We start from the raw sequence: 20,054 nt of genomic DNA, 5'->3' as shown, positions 1-20,054 counted from the left end.
TCGTAGCATGATTTTAGTTACAGGAGGTACAGGTATGGTGGGTGCGCATTTGTTGTTTGAATTGATTCAAACAGGTGCAGCAGTGAGAGCTATTTACCGATCAGAAAAGTCTTTAGAGAAAATAAAAAAAGTATTTGGCTATTTCACAAATGAACCAGAAAATTTTGTTGACAAGATCGATTGGGTTTTCGCAGATGTAACAGATGTGCCGGCTTTGGAAATTGCATTTGTTGGTATAGAAAAAGTGTATCATGTGGCAGCATTGGTCTCTTTTGATGAAAGAGATGCTAAAAAAATGCGTAAGGTAAATATCCACGGTACAGCGAATATTGTAAACCTATGTATCGCGAATGATGTTGAGAAATTGTGCTATGTGAGTTCTATAGCGACTATCTCTAAATCTGTGCAAAAAGATACAATCGACGAAGAAGATGAATTTAATTTGGAGTTGAGTAATTATTCTTATGCTATAACCAAATATGGTGCTGAAATGGAGGTTTGGAGAGGAGCGCAAGAAGGTTTGGATGTTTTTATTGTAAATCCTGGCGTAATTTTAGGTGCAGGATATTGGAAAGAAAATTCTGGTAAATTGTTTTCGATGGTATACAAAGAATCTCCTTTTTATACAGAAGGAGTTACGGGGTTTGTAGGAGTTGAAGATGTGGTTTCGGTATTGCGAAAAGGAATGGACTCTGAAATAAAGAATGAGCGTTTTATACTAGTTGCCGAAAATAGAAGTTTCAAAGAAATTTTGTACCGTATTGCAGCGGTGCTTAACAAGAAAAAACCTAGCATTAGAATTTCTCCTTTTCTGTCTGAAGTTGGCTGGAGACTGTCTTGGTTTGTATCAGTGTTAACAGGAAAGAAAAATTCTTTTTCGAAACAATCTGCAAAATCTTCGAACAACAAATCATATTATAATATTGCCAAAGTTGAACAAGTTTTAGATTTTAGATATCAAGAAGTAAATTCTGTGATAAAAAACATAGGAACACTTTTTTTGAAAGATCACTCGAAATAAAAAATCCCTGATTCAATCAGGGATTTTTTATTTTTTCGGAATTGCAATTGTGTCTTTTGATGTTTTGTTTTTTTCAAAAAGAATCTCTTTATTAGCAATAGTATCACTCAATACAATATTGTCACTGTTTATAGAATCTGTTTTTTTGACAGAGAGTGTGTCTAGTTTTTTTTGTTTTTCGAGTTTTTTTATCGAATCACGTATTTTTCGAACTTTTGTAATACTGTCTTTTCTAATAGAATCTTTTACCTTTTTGATGCCCTTGTATTTTTTACTCAGCACTTCTAAGTTTTGTTCTATTCCTTTGTATATTTTTTCGTAATCATCAATTTTTGTCGTGTAATAAAAATTGCTTCGTCGGAAACGTGCACTATCAATTTTATACTTTTCGTAAATTAGATATGTGTAGTCTATATTTCTTTCGTCAAATTTATTTCTGTAGATTTTTGATGAAGACGCAAGGTATAAATCCGTTAATAAAAGCACCATAGAATCTTTAGAAATAAGATCGTCTGGTTTTTTATATATCGTGTTACTTGTACACGAAATAATACCGATCATTAAAAGAAGTACAAGGCCTTTTTTCATGCTTATCTATCGAATTCTATTCTTTGTCCTTTAATGTTGTCATTGAAAGTTCCTTCATCGAAAATTAGGTTTCCATTGACGAAAGTCTTTGTAATAGTTGATGAAAACTCTGTTCCCTCAAACGGAGTCCACCCACATTTGTACAAAGTATTTTCTTTTGTTGCTGTCCAAGATTTTTCAAAGTCTACCAATACTAAATCAGCATAAAAACCTTCTTTGATGTAACCTCTTTTTTTAATTTCAAATAATATGGCAGGGTTATGACACATTTTTTCTACAACTTTTTCTAGACTGATTTTCCCTTCTTTTACGAAGTTGATCATCGCTGGGTAGGCATGCTGTACCAAAGGTCCTCCACTAGGTGCTGAAGTGTAAAGGTTTTGTTTTTCTTCTAAGGTATGAGGTGCGTGATCTGTTGCGATTACATCAATTCTATCATCCAATAAAGCTTTCCACAAACCATCTCTGTCAGCGGCTGTTTTTACGGCTGGGTTCCATTTGATAAATGTTCCTTTTTTATCGTAATCAGCATCTTCAAAAGTCAAATGGTGAATACAAACTTCAGCAGTAATTTTTTTGTCTTTAAGCGGAATGTCATTTCTGAATAAACCGGTTTCTTTTGCTGTTGATAAATGAAAAATATGAAGTCTCGCTCCCGTTTCTTTTGCTAATTGAATTGCTTTTGAGGAAGACAAGTAACAGGCTTCTTCACTTCGAATGATCGGGTGGTATTTGATTGGAATATCATCTCCGAATTTGTCTTTGTATTCTTGAAAGTTTCTTCGAATTGTACCTTCATCTTCACAATGAACAGAGATCACCATGTTTGTCGATGAAAATATTTTTCTTAAAACCTCTTCGTTGTCGACTAACATGTTTCCGGTAGAAGAACCTAAAAATAATTTGATACCAGCTACTTTCTGAGGGTCGGTTTTTAAAAGTTCATCCAGGTTGTCATTCGTACCACCAAACATAAACGAGTAATTTACGTAAGAGTCTTTGCTAGCGGTTTCAAATTTCTTCTCTAATTCAATCTGATTAGTTGCTTGAGGAACCGTATTTGGCATTTCGATAAAAGTAGTAATTCCACCTGCAGCAGCAGCTCTACTTTCTGTTGCGATGTTTGCTTTGTGCGTCAAACCTGGTTCTCTAAAATGAACTTGGTCGTCAATAGCACCTGGCAACAAATATTGTCCTTTGGCATCAATGATTTTTGCGTTATTGGGTGCCGATAGGTTTGTACCTATTTTTGAAATATAATTTCCTTCTATCAAGACGTCGGCTTTAATTGTTGTGCCTTCGTTTACAATGTTTGCGTTTTGTATTAATGTTGTGCTCATGGTATAATTTTAGGAAATTCCTTTAAATCTTAATTTAATTACTCCAAAAATTGCTTCAGTGACTATGGATCCACTCATTTTTGAAGTTCCTTTTGTTCTGTCTGTAAATACGATTGATACTTCTTTGATCGGAAATTTATGTTTCCAAGTTTTAAATTTCATTTCTATTTGAAAAGCATAACCTACAAACTGAATTTTATCTAAGTTGATAGTTTGTAAAACATCTCTGTGGTAACATACAAACCCTGCGGTAGTGTCATAAAGAGGAATTCCAGTTATAAATTGTACGTATTTAGAAGCGAAATATGATAATAATAAACGTTTGATATTCCAATTTACAACGTTTACATTATTGTCTACATAGCGAGAACCAACGGCTAGTTTCGCGCCTTCTTTTTTACATGCATTGTAAAGTTTAATCACATCTTTTGGGTTGTGAGAAAAATCAGCATCCATTTCAACAATGTATTCGTAATCTCTTTTTAATGCCCATTTAAATCCGTGAATATAGGCACTTCCTAATCCTTTTTTTCCTTGTCTTTTTTCTAAAAACAGTCTTTCTGGGTATTCTTGCATTAACGCTTCTACTGCTTCAGGAGTACCGTCTTTAGACATGTCATCTACTACAAGAATGTGAAATTTTTTCTGATTTTTAAAAACAGCAAGGATTATTTCTTTGATGTTTTCAATTTCGTTGAGCGTAGGAATTATAACAAGAGTATCAGACATAAGAATAAAAATTGAATACAAATGTATGATTTTTTATTACTAATTTTGCGTTAAAGGTTTTGATAATTATTTTTTTGTTAAGAAGCATTGTTTACTATGAATATAGGTCTTGAAAGAACTTTTGAAAGTAACGATTTGCTGACCTTTATGTTCTGTTTGATCTTCTCATTGATAGTCTTGGTCAAGCAATACGAACCGCAATTGTTTAATGCGCTCTTTTCAGGTTTCTTTTCAAAAAGTTTTTATATTGATTATGCCAATGATTTAGAAATTGCTTTTAGTTGGTTCAAATTATTGCTGTTTGCAATTCAAAACTTAATATTTAGCATTGGGATCGTTCTTTTTTTAAAAGTATATGGAGTTGATGTAGATTCGATTTTAATTTTGAAAACATTTGGAGGTGTTTCACTGTATTTTATATTACAATATATCCTTTCATTTTTTATCTCATATTTTTTTAATTTTCGAGATTTTTTTAAAAAAATCCATGTTTTAAAGTTCGTTTACTTAAAAATTATTGCGGGATTCTTGCTTCCAGTCTTACTTTTTACTACCTATTTGTCTTCCGAGACGAAAAATAAATACATGCCGTATCTTCTGCTACTACTAGGCTTGCTGTTTTTGTTAAGAGCTGTTTTAGTGATTGTTAAGAATAATCAGTTGGTGAAAGAAAGATTGTATTATTTTATTGTGTATCTTTGCACACTTGAAATCGCACCGCTTTTTGTGTTGTACAGAGTGGCGGTAAATAAATTGTAATTTTTATGAAAGTAAAAACTATTTTAGTATCCCAGCCTGAGCCGAAAGAGAATTCTCCTTATTTTGAATTGTCTGAAAAGCAAAAGGTGAAAATAGATTTTAGATCATTTATCCATGTTGAAGGAATCCCAGTTAAAGAAGTAAGAGCTGAAAAAATCGACTTAAAAGAGTTTACGGCTGTAATCTTGACAAGTAGAAACGCAGTGGATCACTTCTTTAGAATTGCAGAAGAAATGAGATTTACCGTTCCTGCAGAAATGAAGTATTTCTGTCAGTCTGAAGCGGTAGCTTATTATTTACAGAAGTATGTTGTGTACAGAAAACGTAAAATTTATGTGGGACAAAGAACTTTCCCAGAATTAGGAAAACTGATCAAAAAACATAAAACGGAAAACTTTTTGTTACCATCATCTGATAAGTTAAAGGATTTAGTGCCTAAAACTTTAGATGAGTTAGGTGTAAAGTGGACACGTTTAGATTTGTATAGAACTGTAATGAGTGATTTATCGAATCTTGAAAATGTGTTTTACGATGTGTTGGTGTTCTTTAGTCCATCAGGTATCGATTCTTTGTTCAAGAATTTTCCAAATTTCAAACAAAACGATACACGTATCGCTGTTTTTGGAAATACAACGGTAAAAGCTGCTACAGATGCTGGTCTAAAAATTAATATTTTGGCTCCAACTCCAGAAACTCCATCTATGACGATGGCTTTGGAAAAGTATATTAAAGAAGCAAATAAGTCTAAATAATTTTAGACAATCATATATAAAACCGCTTGATTTCTCAAGCGGTTTTTTGTTTTTATTCTAGAAGAGCAGTGCGTAAATTTCTTCTATTTTTGAAACGCAAACAATTTCAATTGCTCTGTTGTCTTTTTTAAATTTGTTAAATTTCGAAATAAATATTTTCTCAAAACCTAGTTTTTCCGCTTCTGATATTCTTTGGTCAATTTTGTTTACAGGTCTAATTTCTCCTGCGAGTCCTATTTCTGCTGCAAACGTGTAGTTTTGTGGAATGGCATCATCTTCATTTGATGATAGTATGGCAGATATTACTGCTAAATCTATAGCTGGGTCAGCAACATGAATTCCTCCGGTTATATTTAAAAACACATCTTTCGCTCCCAATCTAAAGCCTGCACGTTTTTCTAAAACGGCCAGTATCATGTTCAATCGTTTTAAGTTGTAACCTGTAGCAGAACGTTGAGGTGTTCCGTATACGGCTGAACTAACAAGTGCTTGAACCTCTATCATTAATGGTCGCATTCCTTCTAAGGTGGCAGCAACTGCGGTACCACTTAAATCAGCGTCTTTTTCGCTGATAAGAATTTCAGACGGGTTGCTAACTTCTCTTAATCCTGTACCTAGCATTTCGTAAATCCCTAGTTCAGCTGTCGATCCAAATCTGTTTTTTTGAGAACGTAAAATTCGGTAGGTGTGATTTCTGTCTCCTTCAAATTGTAAAACTACATCAACCATATGTTCTAGTATTTTCGGACCAGCAATGCTTCCTTCTTTGTTAATGTGTCCTATTACCAGTACTGGTGTTGCTGTTTCTTTGGCGAATTTTATCAATTCGGCAGTAGTTTCTTTGATCTGAGATACAGTACCAGGAGATGCATCGATATAGTCCGTATACAAGGTTTGAATGGAGTCAATAACCAAAACATCTGGATTGGTGGCTTCGATATTTTTGAAGATGTTTTGTGTTTTAGTTTCTGTGAGAATTAGGCAGTTTGAGTTGTTGTTTTGCAAACGTTCTGCTCTCATTTTTATTTGAGATTGGCTTTCTTCTCCTGAAACATATAATACACGATGTTGCATTTCTAATGCAATTTGAAGTAGTAGGGTTGATTTTCCTATACCAGGTTCTCCACCAAGTAAAATTACCGAGCCTGGGACGAGACCTCCTCCTAGAACATTGTTGAGCTCGTTGTTTTGGGTGTGTAGCCTTATTTCTTTGTCTATTTCAATTTCTGAAACAGCTAAAGGAGTGTTCGTGTTTTTTTTAGGAGTAGATTGTTTCCAGTTTCTTTTCTCTTCTTTCTGGACAATTTCTTCAACGAGCGTGTTCCATTCATTACAAGAGGTGCATTTACCAGCCCATTTAGGAAATTGAGTGCCACAATTTTGGCAAAAAAAAGTAGTTTTAACTTTGGCCATATTCTTTGTTCTTCAAACACAAAGAAAAGGAATAATAGTTAAAAAATTAGGATGATTTTTTCGATTTGTTGTAGAGAGGTAAGAACAAAAATGAAAGTCCTCCAAAAAACAACACCATAATAGTTTGTGACGCCCACATAATCCAACCAAAACTCAATCCCGCCACAGCAGAAACGCCATAGAGCATAGCTGCACTTTGGATGGCAATTGGGTATGCGCCAATACCACCGTTCGTGGCTGCATAGCTAAACGTACCAATAACAAAACAAATCAATACTGCGTTGATCGATAGTTCTGCGGTTTCTGGTATTGCAAATTTTGCAGCATAAAGCATTAAGATATACATTATCCAAATAAAGAATGTATGGAGAATAAACGCCCATTTTTTCTTCATGGTAAATATACTTTTAACACCTACTATAATACCTGAAATAAAACTTCTTAGTTTTACAAAAGAAGGTTTTTTTGATTTTTTCAGTGCTCTGAAGAACAGAAAAGCCGCTGTTAAAATTACTGCTAAGATTAGTACAGTGTGCAGAGGGTTTTCAGGTAGTTTTTTTGCTAATTCGTTTTTGATTAAATCATACTGAGCAAGAAATGCAAGCAGTATAAATAATGCGTACATTACTAAGTCAGCTACACGTTCAGCAACAATAGTTCCGAACCCTTTTTCGAATGGAACGTCTTCGTATTCTGCTAAAGCAGCAGCTCTTGAAAGCTCACCAGCTCTCGGGATTCCTAAATTCACCAAATATGCGATGATTACCGCCATGGCACTGTTTAGGAATTTTGGTTTATAGCCAAGAGGCTCAAGCATAAATTTCCAACGATAAGCTCTTGAGAAATGACTCAATACTCCAATGAGTAATGAGAGTAATACCCACCAATAATTAGCAGTTTTGAAAGAGTTTTTTACACTTTCAATATCTTCGTCGGTTAGTTTTGATAAGGATATCCATATCAAAAAAACACCCAAAACTAATGGGATGGTTTTTTTTAGAAAGCTTTTTAGTTGGAATGCCAAATTATGTCAGTGAATTGTTAGTCTCGTTAGGGAAAACTAAACTCGGTTTGAATGTTTTTGCTTCTTCAAAGTCTAGGGTCGCGTACGAAATAATGATGATAATATCTCCTTTGGCAACCTTTCTTGCTGCAGGACCGTTTAACGTGATTTCTCCACTTTTTCTAGCTCCAGGAATCACATAAGTTTCAAGGCGTTCTCCGTTGTTGATGTTTACAATTTGTACTTTTTCTCCTTCAATAATATTAGAGGCTTCCATTAAGTCTTTATCAATGGTAATGCTTCCAATGTATTGTAAATCAGCACCAGTAACGGTAACTCTGTGTATTTTAGATTTTACTACTTCTATTTGCATGCTGCAAAATTAATGAATTTGTATATAAGTAACTATATAGGGGATTCGATTTGTTATATATTCAACAAGTTTAAAGAATCACAACGAAATATTATCAATAAGTCGAATTGTTCCAGCGAAGACAGCAATAAATGCTCTGTATTTTTTTGAGCTTTCTTTTTTTGTTGCTGTTTGTAGCGTTGCTTCATCTGCGATTTCGAAATATTCAAGACGTAACTCTGTTTGTTCCTTGTAGGTTTGTTGCATCCATTGGTTTACGTTTTCGATCGTTGAAGTTTTTAGCAATTCAGAAGCTTTTTGCAGCGATTCGTAGATAAATGGAGCGCTATTTCTTTGGTTTTTATTGAGTCTTGCGTTGCGAGAGCTCATTGCAAGTCCATCTTCTTCTCTGAAAATTGGGCATCCGATAATTTCAATTGGCATTTGATTTTTTGAAACCATCTTTTTAATGATTTGCAATTGTTGAAAATCTTTTTCTCCAAAATATGCTTTGGTAGGTTGGGTTAGCTCGAAAAATTTCTTGACAATAGTTCCTACTCCGTCGAAGTGGTTTTTTCGATGTTTTCCTTCCATTTCGTTTTCCAATCCATCAAAATAAAAGGCTTCGGCATGCAGGTTTTCTTGGTACATTTCTTCTGCTGAAGGTGTAAACACTAAATCACAGTTTGTTTTCTCTACAAGTTTTAAATCATTTTCAAGAGTAGAAGGGTAGTTTTCTAAATCTTCTTTCTTGTCAAATTGAGTAGGGTTGACAAATATGGTCGTGATTGAAAAATCGTTTTCTTGTACAGATTTCTCAATTAAGCTAAGGTGTCCTTTGTGCAAGGCGCCCATGGTTGGTACGAGTCCAATATTTTTTTGATTTGATTTTAAGGAAGTTATAATTGCTTTTAAATCCTCTATTTTTGAAACTACTACCATTTACGATTCGGTTAACTTGTGTGCAAACTTAGTATTTTAACATGAATTTTGCATAAAAATTCGTACTTTTGCAAGAATCTATAAATTTAAGTGTTTTGACCATGAAAGATAAGAGAGTATTGTACGTTTCATCTGAAGTTTTACCCTATTTACCAGAGACAGAAATGTCTTCAATGTCGTTTGAAGCTGCAAGAAAAGCGCATCATAAAGGTGTTCAAACAAGAATATTTATGCCTCGTTACGGTGTAATTAATGAAAGAAGATATCAATTGCACGAGGTAATTCGTTTGTCAGGAATGAATTTGATTGTAAATGATATGGATATGCCATTGATTATAAAAGTAGCATCTATTCCAAAAGAAAGAATGCAGGTGTATTTTATAGATAACGAAGAGTATTTTAAAAGAAAAGGTACTGTAAAAGATGAAAATAGTGAATTGTTTTCTGACAATGATGAAAGAGCAATTTTCTTTGCGAAAGGAGTTGTAGAAACAGTAAAAAAATTAAACTGGGCACCAGATATTATTCATGTTCATGGTTGGATGGCTTCTTTGTTACCTTTGTATATCAAAGAATATTATAAAGATGATCCTTTATTTGCTGACAGTAAGATTGTAACATCATTATATAAATCTGATTTCGAAGGAGCTTTAAATTCTGAATTGATTGATAAAGTAAAGTTTGACAATATTTCTGAAGAAAAGGCTGAGATTTTGAAAGAGCCAAGTCATGTTAACATCATGAAAAGTGCAATTGAAAATTCTGATGGTGTAATTCAAGCAAGTGAAAATTTATCTTCAGAATTGACAGATTTTATTTCGCAACAGAACATGCCTTCTTTAGATTTTCATCCAGAAGAAACTTTCGCAGATGCTTATTTAGACTTTTACTCGAACGAAGTTTTAAGTTAAAAATCACATTATTTTTTAAGAAAAATATGACTGAAAAAGTTAGGAGTGCAATAAAGCCTTTGGTTGTGCTTTTGTTGTTTGTAATGCTGTTTATTTCTTGTTCTGATGATGATTTGAATAGTGTTGATGCAGGTATAATTGATAATTTGAATTTTCTTACTGAAGAAATTATATCCGAAGTTGAATTTTCCAATGAACGAATTTCTAGAGTTGAGTCTGCGAACAATGGCGAATTTTTGTTAGGTGTATTTGAAGAAGAAAATATTGGTAAAATACGTGCTTCCTTTGTTAGTCAGTTAGTGTTGCCGACAACATTAGATTATACAAGTATTGAACCTGTAGGAGATAGTATTATTACTCCATCCATTGATGATGTTGTATTGTATATACCTTATATATCTACTGTTACAAGTATAGAAAACGGATTGTATCATTACGAACTAGATTCTGTTTTTGGAAACAAAATAGATGACCTTTCATATGAAGGGTTTACAGTAAAAGTTCATGAACTAGCAACCTTTTTAAACCCACTTGATCCAACAGATCCTTCGAGGCCAAATACATTCTATTCTGACAAAGTATACGATGTAGATGCTTTGTTGAAAGAAGAATTTACATTAAGTCCTTCTGCAACAGATACTTTGGATGTCGTTGAAAGAACCATTAACAACGTGGTATATGCGACAGAAGATGCAACTTTGACGAACAATGCTCCAATGATTGCAATTCATTTGGATACGACATTCTTTAGTCAGAAAATTTTATCTATTCTTCCTGGTAAAGGTGGAGATGCCCCTTCTGAATTACAAAGTCAAGATAGTTTTATACGTTATATGAAAGGATTGTATTTAGAAGTGACCTCAAGTGATGGGGCTTCTATAGCAACATTGCCATTGGTAAATGCTTTTGTAAATATGTATTATTCAAATGTAGTTTCTAACAGTGTGACTGGTGAGAAAATCGACACAATTCAAAATTTAATGCGTTTTAATTTAGGGAATGTTCGAGCAAGTAAATATGAGTCGGTAGATGAAATAAACTACCCTCGAGATACAGATAAAATCTACCTTCAAGGTACTGTCGGTTCTCAGGCAAATGTAAAACTCTTCGGGTATGATGAGAATAATCCTGACGTTGTGAGTGCTGAGTTAGATGATTTAAGAGCGGCTTCGAATAGTGCAGACGATAAACCAATTTGGATTATTAATGAAGCAAATCTTCAGTTTTATGTGGATGAAGATTTTGTCAATTCAACCCCTTCAGATATTGTATACAAACTTTTTCTATACAAAAAAACTCCAAACTATAATTCTGTAATTCTAGATTATATCAATAATATCAATACAACGTTGACTTTGCAAGAAGGAAACTTGGTAGAAGAGAATGGTTCTTACTATTATAAATTTAGAATAACTGACTATATCGAACAGTTATTAGATGGTTCCAATACTGGGAATGTCGATAATTTTGGATTGCGATTGTATAATCCAGGAGATTATCCTGTTTCATTTAACGATACAGTCGTTTCTAGTATTAACTGGAATCCAAGAGGAGTTGTTTTGTTTGGTGGTAATACAGGAGATGAAACTTCAGAAAATAGAGTGAAATTAAAAATAAATTATTCGTACCAAAATAGGTAAATTGCTATGTGTGGAATTACAGGCTATATAGGAAAAAGAGAAGCGTACCCAATTGTAATAAAAGGTTTGCAAAGACTTGAGTATCGAGGATATGATAGTGCAGGTTTAATGCTTTATAATCAAGATGAAACATCGGTTTTCAAAACCAAGGGAAAGGTTGTTGATCTAGAGGCTATTGTTAGTGAAGAAAATAGACATGGAAACATTTGTATTGGTCACACGAGATGGGCTACACATGGCGTTCCGAATGATGTGAATTCTCATCCACATGTGTCTAATTCAGGAGATTTGACAATTATACATAATGGGATCATTGAGAATTATGACACCATTAAAAATGAATTAGTGCAACGTGGTTATCAATTTAAAAGTGATACCGACACTGAGGTGTTGGTCAACTTAATTGAAGAGGTGCAGATTCAAGAAAAATGTCCTATAGCCAAAGCGGTTCAGCTGGCGCTAAATGACGTAATTGGTGCTTATGCAATTGCTGTTTTTGATAAAAAAGAACCAAATAAATTGGTTGCAGCCAAACTAGGTTCGCCTTTGGCAATTGGAATCGGAGAAAATAATGAAGAGTTTTTTATAGCATCAGATGCTTCTCCATTTATTGAGTATACTAAAAACGCGATATACTTGCAAGACGAAGAATTAGCAGTTATTGAAAAGAATACCGCTGTTGAGGTTCGTAAGATTCACGACGATTCGTCTGTTGAGCCAGAAATCCATGCGCTAAAATTAAATTTAGCACAGATAGAAAAAGAAGGTTTCGATCATTTTATGTTGAAAGAAATCTACGAACAGCCAAAAGCTATTATTGATACCTATCGCGGAAGATTACTTCCGAACGAAGGTATTATTAGAATGGCGGGTGTTGAAGAATATATCGATCGTTTTAAAAGTGCAAATCGAATTATTATCATCGCTTGCGGTACTTCATGGCATGCAGGTTTGGTAGCCGAATATTTGTTTGAAGATTTGGCAAGAATTCCTGTGGAGGTAGAGTATGCTTCTGAGTTCAGATATAGAAACCCTATCATTACAGAAAAAGATGTGGTAATTGCTATATCTCAGTCTGGAGAAACAGCTGATTCCTTAGCTGCGATTAAAATGGCAAAAGAGGCGGGTGCCTATGTGTTTGGAGTTTGTAATGTGGTGGGTTCTTCTATTGCTAGAGAGTCGCATTCGGGTGCTTATACACATGCAGGTCCAGAAATTGGTGTAGCATCAACAAAAGCATTTACCACGCAAATTACATTGCTTACGTTGATTGCGTTGAAATTAGGAAAGGAAAAAGGAAATTTATCAAATTCAGATTTTCATGCCTATTTGCAAAATATGGAATTGATTCCTGCGAAGCTAGAAAAAATATTAGCTCAAAATGACTTGATTAAGGAAATTGCAAGTGGTTTCTCAGATACGCCAAGTTGTTTGTTCTTAGGAAGAGGATATAATTTCCCGGTGGCTTTAGAAGGGGCGTTGAAGTTGAAAGAGATTTCATACATCCATGCTGAAGGGTATCCTGCTGCAGAAATGAAACATGGTCCTATCGCTTTGATAGAGGATGATTATCCTGTTATTGTTGTGGCAATTAATAAAGGGCACTACGAGAAAGTGGTGAGTAATATTCAAGAAATAAAATCACGTAAAGGAAAGATTATAGCTGTAGTTACTGAAGGTGATGTTACAGTAAAAGAAATGGCGGATTATGCGATTGAAATTCCTGAAGTTGATGAAGCATTGAGTCCGTTACTAACTACGATTCCGTTACAGTTATTGTCTTATCACGTTGCTGTACTGAGGGGTTGTAATGTTGATCAGCCAAGGAATTTAGCAAAATCGGTTACTGTAGAGTAGTCCTTAACATCATAAAAAATATAAAACACTCAATCTTCATGATATTGAGTGTTTTTTTGTTTAAAAGAGTTCTTTTACGTTTGCCGCGAATAGCTTAATTGCTATGGCTAATAAAAGCACACCGAATATTTTTCTAATGATTAAGATACCTGTATTCCCAATGAAGTCCCCAATTTTTTTTGATGATTTGAGAACTGTATAAATCAATAATACATTGAGTATCACAGCAGCGATAATGTTTTCAATACTGAATTCTGCTCTTAACGATAATAACGTAGTCAAACTACCTGGCCCAGCAATCAAAGGAAATGCGATAGGAAATATAGAGGTGGTATCTGCGCTATTGTCTTCGTGTTTGTATAAAGTGATTCCTAAAATCATTTCTAGTGCGATAAAGAATAATATTAAAGCCCCAGCTACAGCAAAAGAATTTACATCAATGCCTATAAAATGAAGCATTTTTTTTCCGACAAAAAGAAATGATATCATAATAAATCCTGAAATCAAGGCAGCCTTACCAGATTCAATTTTGCCAGCTCTTTTACGAAGATCTATAATTACAGGTATGTTGCCTATTACATCAATAACAGCGAACAACACCATGAAAGCGGTGAAGATTTCTTTTGTATTTAGGTTCATGTGATTGAATTTTAAATTGTAGTGTGAAATTACAAAATTATTTAGAGTGATATTTTGTACTGTTTTTCGTGATTGTTTTCAAAGCGAATGAGTATTTTTGCAATATGTTTCAGTTAGGAAAAACCATCGTTTCAGAAGAGATTATTGAAAAAGATTTTGTTTGTAATCTCTCGGCTTGTAAAGGAGCGTGCTGTATCGCAGGTGATGCGGGTGCACCGCTTGAGGAAGAAGAATTGCAAATCATGAAGGATATCTATCCAGAAGTCAAACCATTCTTGAGAGAAGAGGGTTTGAAAGCTATTGAAGAGCAAGGTGTTTATACAACCAATGAGTTTGGAGAGCATGAAACAACACTGATTGACAACGCCGATTGTGCATATGTTATTTTTGACGAAAAAAACACCGCGCTATGTGCAATCGAAGAAGCCTATAATAGTGGTTTGATTTCATGGAAGAAACCAGTTTCTTGTCATTTGTATCCAATTAGGGTTCGTGAATATTCTGAGTTTTCAGGAGTGAATTACGATAAATGGGAAATTTGTGATGATGCTTGTGAATTAGGTAAAGAATTACAAGTACCGGTGTATAAATTTGTAAAACAAGCTTTGGTACGAAAATTTGGAGAAGATTGGTATTCAGAATTAGAAAAAGTAGCTGAGCAGCATAAAAAATAATAAGATTTATTAGTTATAAAACTTATAAGCTCCGAGGTGTTTTATCAAAATATCTTGGAGCTTTTCTTTTTACTGTTTTTTTTCAACTTTGTTGCGAAAAAATAGGTGTTTTTATGTGTTTTGTGGGGATTGTTTTTAGCTTTAGATTCTTATATTTTCCGCAGTCGATATTGTTCCGGTTTGTGTAAAAACGATACTCGATTTTGGAGTAATTTGCAGTTTTTTGAACTATAATAATGTCAGTGTTTTAGCTTTTTTAATAGGGTTAAGTGTCCGTATTACAGTGTTTTATGTATTTGTGTTTTTTTGTAAAAATGAACTTATTAAGGAGGATTGTTAAGAACTTCATCTTTTTGTGGATAAGTATAACTTTTATTTGGAAGCATTTTTTACAATCTTTGTGAAGCACAAAAAAAGAAAAATAGTACCCTCTAAAAATATTCGTTAAAAATGTCTCAAATAGAACCAATTCTTCAGCCAAATGATAACAGATTTGTAATTTTTCCTATCCAACACCAAGATATTTGGGAGTGGTATAAAAAACAAGAGGCTAGTATTTGGACAGCCGAAGAAATTGATTTGCATCAAGATGTAACAGATTGGGAAAATAAGCTTAATGACGATGAGCGTTATTTTATCAAGCATATTTTGGCCTTTTTTGCAGCTTCTGATGGAATTGTAAATGAAAACTTAGCTGAAAATTTTGTAACTGAGGTTCAGTATTCTGAGGCGAAATTTTTCTATGGATTTCAAATCATGATGGAGAATATTCATTCAGAAGTTTATTCTTTGTTAATCGATACATATGTTAAGAATGAATCTGAAAAAGATCAGTTGTTTAGAGCGATAGAGGTTTTTCCTGCAATTAAATTGAAAGCAGACTGGGCACTGAAATGGATTGAATCAGAATCTTTTGCTGAAAGATTGATTGCATTTGCTGCAGTTGAGGGGATTTTCTTTTCAGGTAGTTTCTGCTCTATTTTCTGGCTAAAGAAAAGAGGGTTATTGCCTGGCTTGGCTTTCTCAAATGAGTTGATTTCAAGAGACGAAGGTTTGCATTGTGATTTTGCTGTGCATTTACACAACAATCATATCGTAAATAAAGTGCCAAAAGAGCGTATCACTGAGATTATCGTTGATGCGTTGAATATTGAAAGAGTGTTCATTACTGAGTCTTTACCTGTGAGTTTGATCGGGATGAATGCAAAATTGATGACACAATATTTAGAATTTGTAACTGACAGACTTTTGTCAGAATTTGGATGCGATAAAGTGTATGGATCAACAAATCCATTCGACTTTATGGATATGATTTCTCTAGAAGGTAAAACTAACTTCTTCGAGAAAAGGGTTTCTGAGTACCAAAAAGCAGGTGTTAAATCTGGAGGTACTGGATCTATCAGTTTTGATGCTGATTTCTAGAAAGTAATTAACGAAAGGCAGTTTGCCTTAAAATAAATTAAGAGTTTAGATACTTCTTTCTTTAGAGATAAAGATTGAAGCGGGGATTCTGACCTCTAAAAACAATAACCACAAAAAATTAGATAGCTTATGTTCGTAGTAAAAAGAGATGGCAAGAAAGAGCCAGTGATGTTTGACAAAATTACCGCAAGAGTTCGTAAAATCTGTTACGGATTGAATCCTTTGGTTGATCCTGTAAAGGTTGCCATGAGAGTAATTGAAGGGTTGTATGATGGTGTTACTACGTCTGAGTTAGATAATTTAGCTTCTGAAATTGCTGCGACTATGACAACTGCGCATCCTGATTATGCACGTCTTGCAGCTCGTATCTCAGTATCTAACTTGCATAAGAATACAAAGAAAATCTTTTCAGAAGTAATGGAAGATTTATATACGTATGTGAATCCAAGAACAGGAAATAAAGCTCCGTTATTGTCAGATGACGTATATAAAATTATCAAAGACAATGCAGATCTATTAGATTCTACATTGATTTATAGTAGAGATTTTAACTACGACTATTTCGGGTTTAAAACACTTGAACGTTCGTATTTATTGAAATTGAACGGAGAGATTGCTGAACGTCCACAACACATGTTAATGCGTGTAGCAATTGGTATTCACAAAGAAGATATCAAAGAAGCAATCGAGACGTATGAGTTGATGAGTAAAAAATATTTTACCCATGCTACACCGACGTTGTTCAACTCAGGTACTCCAAAACCTCAAATGTCTTCTTGTTTCTTGCTACAAATGCAGGATGATAGTATTGATGGTATTTACGATACATTGAAGCAAACAGCTAAAATTTCTCAGTCTGCTGGTGGAATTGGTTTGTCCGCTCATAATATTAGAGCTACAGGTTCATATATTAGAGGAACAAATGGTACATCAAATGGTATCATTCCTATGTTAAAAGTTTATAACGATACTGCGCGTTATGTAGATCAAGGAGGTGGAAAACGTAAAGGGTCTTTCGCTATTTACTTAGAGCCTTGGCATGCTGATGTAGTTGATTTCTTAGACTTAAGAAAAAATACAGGAGCTGAAGAAAAACGTGCACGTGACTTGTTCTTAGCATTATGGATTCCGGATTTGTTTATGAAGCGTGTAGAAGAAGATGGAGACTGGACGTTGATGTGTCCGAATGAATGTCCTCACTTATACGATTCTTATGGAGAAGAGTTTGAAAGATTGTATGAAGGATACGAAAAAGCGAACAAAGGACGTAAAACTGTAAAAGCTCGTGAATTATGGGAGAAAATCCTTGAATCTCAAATCGAGACAGGAAACCCATACATGTTGTACAAAGATGCAGCTAATAGAAAATCGAATCAGAAAAATTTAGGTACCATTCGTTCTTCGAACTTGTGTACTGAGATTATGGAATATACAGCGAAAGATGAAGTAGCTGTGTGTAACTTGGCTTCGATTTCTATTCCAATGTTTATTTCTGAAGATGCTGATGGGAATAAATACTTCAATCACAAAAAATTATACGATGTAACTAAAAAGGTTATTCGTAATCTAGATACAGTAATTGATAGAAACTACTATCCAGTTCCTGAAGCCGAAAATTCTAATATGCGTCATAGACCGGTTGGATTAGGTATTCAAGGATTGGCAGATGCCTTTATCATGTTGCGTTTGCCTTTTACTTCTGATGAAGCGAAAAAATTAAATCAAGATATCTTTGAAACATTATACTTTGCATCGGTAACTTCTTCTATGGAAATTTCGAAAGCAAAAGAGCCTTATTCAACGTTTAAAGGATCACCTATTTCTGAAGGTGAATTCCAATTCAATATGTGGGGTGTACAAGAAGAAGAATTGAGTGGTAATTGGGATTGGGCGAAATTACGTAAAGATGTAATGAAGCATGGAGTTCGTAATTCATTGTTGATGGCTCCAATGCCAACTGCATCAACTTCCCAAATTTTAGGAAACAACGAGGCTTTTGAACCATATACATCTAATATTTATACACGTAGAGTATTGTCTGGTGAGTTTATTGTTGTAAACAAACACTTACTTGAAGATTTAGTAGGATTAGGCCTTTGGGACAATGCTATGAAAGAAGATATCATGAGAGCGAATGGTTCAATTCAACATATTGATGTGATTCCTCAAGACATCAAAGACTTGTATAAAACAGTATGGGAGTTGAGTATGAAAGATATTATTGATATGTCTCGTCAAAGAGGATATTTTATCGATCAATCTCAATCGTTGAACTTGTTCATGGAAGATCCAGATTATTCTAAATTGACATCTATGCATTTCTATGCTTGGAAATCAGGATTAAAAACAGGAATGTATTATTTGAGAACTAAGTCTGCTGTAAATGCAATTAAATTCTCGTTATCAAATGATAAAAAAGCAGCAGCTCCTGGTCAAACAGAAACGGCTCCTGTTCAAGATGCACCATTGACTGCAGAAGAATTGAAACAAATGATTTTACAGTCTCAGCAAAACCCTGATGATTGTGAGATGTGCGGATCTTAAGATTATATGATATAATTATTTGTGAAAAAGGAACTCAATTTATGAGTTCCTTTTTGTTTTTTATCGAATAAGAAATACAATTTCATATTGTATATTGCAAGTAGAACTTTAGAGAATTAAATATATGAATTGGGAGCAATTGCTGTCTTTGAAAAGAGCAGGAGATACAAAAAAAAGAGAAAGAAACAAACAAGATGAAACCCGTTTAGGATTCGAAGTAGATTTTGATAGAATCGTTTTTTCGTCTTCATTTCGAAGTCTGCAAGATAAAACGCAAGTAATTCCGGTCTCTAAAACCGATTTCGTACACACTCGTTTAACCCATAGTATGGAAGTTTCTGTCGTAGGGCGTTCACTAGGAAGAATTGTCGGACAAAAGGTGATTGAAAAATATCCGCATTTACGAGATTTAGGCTATACATTTAATGATTTTGGTGCAATAGTAGCAGCTGCTGCTTTGAGTCATGATATAGGAAACCCACCATTTGGCCACAGTGGAGAAAAAGCAATCGGAGAATATTTTAAATCAGGAAAAGGAAATACATACAAACAAGAATTAACCGATAAAGAATGGCAAGATTTTATTGATTTTGAAGGAAATGCCAATGGTTTTAAAATTTTATCTGAAGGAACTGCCGATTCTGGTTTACGATTATCGTATGCCACACTTGGTGCGTTTATGAAATACCCGAAAGAATCTCTTCCCAAAAAACCTACGAAACATATCGTGGATAAAAAATATGGTTTTTTTCAATCTCAAAAAGAGTTTTTTACGGATGTGGTGAACGATTTAGGTCTTTTGCCCTTAAGAACAGGTAAAGATTTAGCTTTCAATCGACACCCACTGTCTTTTCTTGTAGAAGCTGCAGATGACATTTGTTATACGATTATCGATTTTGAAGATGGTATCAACCTTGGATTGATCGAGGAAGAGTTTGCATTGGAGTATTTGATAAAGTTGGTAAAAGATACGATTGATATCAAGAAATACCATGCCTTACAACATAAAAAAGATAGGGTAAGTTACTTAAGGGCTTTGGCTATCGGTACTTTAATTCAAGAAGCAGCACACGTCTTTTTAGAGAATGAAGAAGCAATTTTAAATGGTTCATATGGAGTAGCTCTGTTAGATAAATGTAAGTATGAGGCACAGATTAACGACATACTACAAATAAGCATTGAAAAAATTTACAATAGCCATGAGGTAATTGAGAAAGAAGTAGCAGGTTATAAGATAATAGCCGATTTATTAAATGTATTTATTACATCTGTGAATAATACGTATATTGGGCAAGCATCGAATTACGACAAACTGATTTTTAAATTATTACCTGAAAGTTGTAGAGAGCTGTCAGATTCTCTTTACAATCGAATTATGATGGTATGTAGTTTCATTGCAGGTATGTCTGATGGATATGCGATTTTAATTCATAAAAAAATAACCGGTACTACCATATAAACAAATTTG

At 34.0% G+C, this 20,054-nt stretch carries 18 protein-coding genes; 10 read left to right on the top strand and 8 right to left on the bottom strand.

Annotated features, from left to right (window positions below; translation table 11 throughout):
* Positions 1-7 precede the first annotated feature (7 nt).
* On the top strand, positions 8-1,021 hold the full coding sequence (locus F6P99_RS02725) for an NAD-dependent epimerase/dehydratase family protein (RefSeq protein WP_152285898.1): 1,014 nt from the start codon (positions 8-10) through the stop codon (positions 1,019-1,021).
* Between the two features lie 27 nt (positions 1,022-1,048).
* Here the strand turns inward: F6P99_RS02725 and F6P99_RS02720 are convergent, their stop codons facing one another.
* Genes F6P99_RS02720 through F6P99_RS02710 form a run of 3 tightly spaced genes read right to left on the bottom strand, consistent with a single transcriptional unit; the run spans position 1,049 to position 3,678 of the window.
* Positions 1,049-1,609: a DUF4296 domain-containing protein gene (locus tag F6P99_RS02720; protein ID WP_152285897.1), complete on the bottom strand. Its 561-nt coding sequence runs from the start codon at positions 1,607-1,609 to the stop codon at positions 1,049-1,051.
* A 2-nt stretch (positions 1,610-1,611) separates the two neighbouring features.
* A complete protein-coding gene (locus F6P99_RS02715) occupies positions 1,612-2,949 on the bottom strand; it encodes a dihydroorotase (protein ID WP_152285896.1) in 1,338 nt (445 codons plus the stop codon).
* 9 nt (positions 2,950-2,958) lie between these two features.
* Positions 2,959-3,678 (bottom strand): polyprenol monophosphomannose synthase, encoded by a 720-nt coding sequence (locus tag F6P99_RS02710; RefSeq protein WP_152285895.1) that lies wholly within the window; start codon positions 3,676-3,678, stop codon positions 2,959-2,961.
* A gap of 96 nt (positions 3,679-3,774) precedes the next feature.
* Here F6P99_RS02710 and F6P99_RS02705 point away from each other — a divergent pair, with 96 nt between their 5' ends.
* Positions 3,775-4,437 (top strand): DUF4271 domain-containing protein, encoded by a 663-nt coding sequence (locus F6P99_RS02705; RefSeq protein ID WP_152285894.1) that lies wholly within the window; start codon positions 3,775-3,777, stop codon positions 4,435-4,437.
* 5 nt (positions 4,438-4,442) lie between these two features.
* Entirely contained in the window at positions 4,443-5,189 is a 747-nt protein-coding gene (locus tag F6P99_RS02700; RefSeq protein WP_152285893.1) for a uroporphyrinogen-III synthase, read from the top strand.
* A 57-nt stretch (positions 5,190-5,246) separates the two neighbouring features.
* On the opposite strand, the gene radA is transcribed toward F6P99_RS02700, so the two are convergent.
* The 4 genes from radA to panC form a co-directional block, all read right to left on the bottom strand.
* Positions 5,247-6,602 (bottom strand): DNA repair protein RadA, encoded by a 1,356-nt coding sequence (radA, locus tag F6P99_RS02695; protein ID WP_152285892.1) that lies wholly within the window; start codon positions 6,600-6,602, stop codon positions 5,247-5,249.
* Between the two features lie 46 nt (positions 6,603-6,648).
* Positions 6,649-7,626, bottom strand: a complete 978-nt coding sequence (locus tag F6P99_RS02690) for a lysylphosphatidylglycerol synthase transmembrane domain-containing protein (RefSeq protein ID WP_152285891.1) — start codon at positions 7,624-7,626, stop codon at positions 6,649-6,651.
* Between the two features lies 1 nt (position 7,627).
* The gene (gene panD, locus F6P99_RS02685; RefSeq protein WP_152285890.1) at positions 7,628-7,978 is read right to left on the bottom strand and encodes an aspartate 1-decarboxylase; all 351 of its coding nucleotides are present in this window, start codon (positions 7,976-7,978) and stop codon (positions 7,628-7,630) included.
* 78 nt (positions 7,979-8,056) lie between these two features.
* Positions 8,057-8,899, bottom strand: coding sequence for a pantoate--beta-alanine ligase (panC, locus tag F6P99_RS02680; protein WP_152285889.1), 843 nt, complete (start codon positions 8,897-8,899; stop codon positions 8,057-8,059).
* A 101-nt stretch (positions 8,900-9,000) separates the two neighbouring features.
* Here panC and F6P99_RS02675 point away from each other — a divergent pair, with 101 nt between their 5' ends.
* The 3 genes from F6P99_RS02675 to glmS are packed head-to-tail and all read left to right on the top strand — an operon-like array spanning position 9,001 to position 13,307.
* Positions 9,001-9,810 carry a glycogen/starch synthase gene (locus tag F6P99_RS02675; RefSeq protein WP_152285888.1) on the top strand — a complete coding sequence of 270 codons (810 nt, stop codon included), beginning with the start codon at positions 9,001-9,003 and terminating at the stop codon, positions 9,808-9,810.
* 26 nt (positions 9,811-9,836) lie between these two features.
* Positions 9,837-11,450 (top strand): DUF4270 family protein, encoded by a 1,614-nt coding sequence (locus F6P99_RS02670; RefSeq protein WP_152285887.1) that lies wholly within the window; start codon positions 9,837-9,839, stop codon positions 11,448-11,450.
* 6 nt (positions 11,451-11,456) lie between these two features.
* Positions 11,457-13,307 (top strand): glutamine--fructose-6-phosphate transaminase (isomerizing), encoded by a 1,851-nt coding sequence (glmS, locus tag F6P99_RS02665; protein WP_152285886.1) that lies wholly within the window; start codon positions 11,457-11,459, stop codon positions 13,305-13,307.
* Between the two features lie 60 nt (positions 13,308-13,367).
* Here the strand turns inward: glmS and F6P99_RS02660 are convergent, their stop codons facing one another.
* Positions 13,368-13,946 carry a MarC family protein gene (locus F6P99_RS02660; protein WP_152285885.1) on the bottom strand — a complete coding sequence of 193 codons (579 nt, stop codon included), beginning with the start codon at positions 13,944-13,946 and terminating at the stop codon, positions 13,368-13,370.
* A gap of 104 nt (positions 13,947-14,050) precedes the next feature.
* Between F6P99_RS02660 and F6P99_RS02655 the strand changes: the two genes are divergently transcribed.
* From F6P99_RS02655 to F6P99_RS02640, 4 genes are all read left to right on the top strand, one after another.
* Positions 14,051-14,620, top strand: coding sequence for a DUF3109 family protein (locus F6P99_RS02655; RefSeq protein ID WP_152285884.1), 570 nt, complete (start codon positions 14,051-14,053; stop codon positions 14,618-14,620).
* A gap of 450 nt (positions 14,621-15,070) precedes the next feature.
* Entirely contained in the window at positions 15,071-16,042 is a 972-nt protein-coding gene (locus F6P99_RS02650) for a ribonucleotide-diphosphate reductase subunit beta (RefSeq protein WP_152285883.1), read from the top strand.
* 129 nt (positions 16,043-16,171) lie between these two features.
* On the top strand, positions 16,172-18,586 hold the full coding sequence (locus F6P99_RS02645; RefSeq protein ID WP_152285882.1) for a ribonucleoside-diphosphate reductase subunit alpha: 2,415 nt from the start codon (positions 16,172-16,174) through the stop codon (positions 18,584-18,586).
* Between the two features lie 124 nt (positions 18,587-18,710).
* Entirely contained in the window at positions 18,711-20,045 is a 1,335-nt protein-coding gene (locus tag F6P99_RS02640; RefSeq protein WP_152285881.1) for a deoxyguanosinetriphosphate triphosphohydrolase, read from the top strand.
* Positions 20,046-20,054 lie beyond the last annotated feature (9 nt).

The organism is Flavicella marina, from assembly GCF_009193215.1.
Classification (GTDB): Bacteria; Bacteroidota; Bacteroidia; order Flavobacteriales; family Flavobacteriaceae; genus Flavicella; species Flavicella marina.
This window is presented reverse-complemented; position numbering and strand designations above follow the sequence as displayed.

Excerpts from the sequence above, each read along its gene's own strand:
- F6P99_RS02720 (WP_152285897.1), bottom strand. The coding sequence starts at position 1,609 with ATGAAAAAAGGCCTTGTACTTCTTTTAATGATCGGTATTATTTCGTGT.
- F6P99_RS02710 (WP_152285895.1), bottom strand. The coding sequence starts at position 3,678 with ATGTCTGATACTCTTGTTATAATTCCTACGCTCAACGAAATTGAAAAC.
- F6P99_RS02660 (WP_152285885.1), bottom strand. The coding sequence starts at position 13,946 with ATGAACCTAAATACAAAAGAAATCTTCACCGCTTTCATGGTGTTGTTC.
- F6P99_RS02640 (WP_152285881.1), top strand. The coding sequence starts at position 18,711 with ATGAATTGGGAGCAATTGCTGTCTTTGAAAAGAGCAGGAGATACAAAA.
- F6P99_RS02655 (WP_152285884.1), top strand. The coding sequence starts at position 14,051 with ATGTTTCAGTTAGGAAAAACCATCGTTTCAGAAGAGATTATTGAAAAA.
- radA (WP_152285892.1), bottom strand. The coding sequence starts at position 6,602 with ATGGCCAAAGTTAAAACTACTTTTTTTTGCCAAAATTGTGGCACTCAA.
- panD (WP_152285890.1), bottom strand. The coding sequence starts at position 7,978 with ATGCAAATAGAAGTAGTAAAATCTAAAATACACAGAGTTACCGTTACT.
- F6P99_RS02650 (WP_152285883.1), top strand. The coding sequence starts at position 15,071 with ATGTCTCAAATAGAACCAATTCTTCAGCCAAATGATAACAGATTTGTA.
- F6P99_RS02725 (WP_152285898.1), top strand. The coding sequence starts at position 8 with ATGATTTTAGTTACAGGAGGTACAGGTATGGTGGGTGCGCATTTGTTG.
- F6P99_RS02645 (WP_152285882.1), top strand. The coding sequence starts at position 16,172 with ATGTTCGTAGTAAAAAGAGATGGCAAGAAAGAGCCAGTGATGTTTGAC.
- F6P99_RS02675 (WP_152285888.1), top strand. The coding sequence starts at position 9,001 with ATGAAAGATAAGAGAGTATTGTACGTTTCATCTGAAGTTTTACCCTAT.
- glmS (WP_152285886.1), top strand. The coding sequence starts at position 11,457 with ATGTGTGGAATTACAGGCTATATAGGAAAAAGAGAAGCGTACCCAATT.
- F6P99_RS02700 (WP_152285893.1), top strand. The coding sequence starts at position 4,443 with ATGAAAGTAAAAACTATTTTAGTATCCCAGCCTGAGCCGAAAGAGAAT.
- panC (WP_152285889.1), bottom strand. The coding sequence starts at position 8,899 with ATGGTAGTAGTTTCAAAAATAGAGGATTTAAAAGCAATTATAACTTCC.
- F6P99_RS02715 (WP_152285896.1), bottom strand. The coding sequence starts at position 2,949 with ATGAGCACAACATTAATACAAAACGCAAACATTGTAAACGAAGGCACA.
- F6P99_RS02670 (WP_152285887.1), top strand. The coding sequence starts at position 9,837 with ATGACTGAAAAAGTTAGGAGTGCAATAAAGCCTTTGGTTGTGCTTTTG.
- F6P99_RS02705 (WP_152285894.1), top strand. The coding sequence starts at position 3,775 with ATGAATATAGGTCTTGAAAGAACTTTTGAAAGTAACGATTTGCTGACC.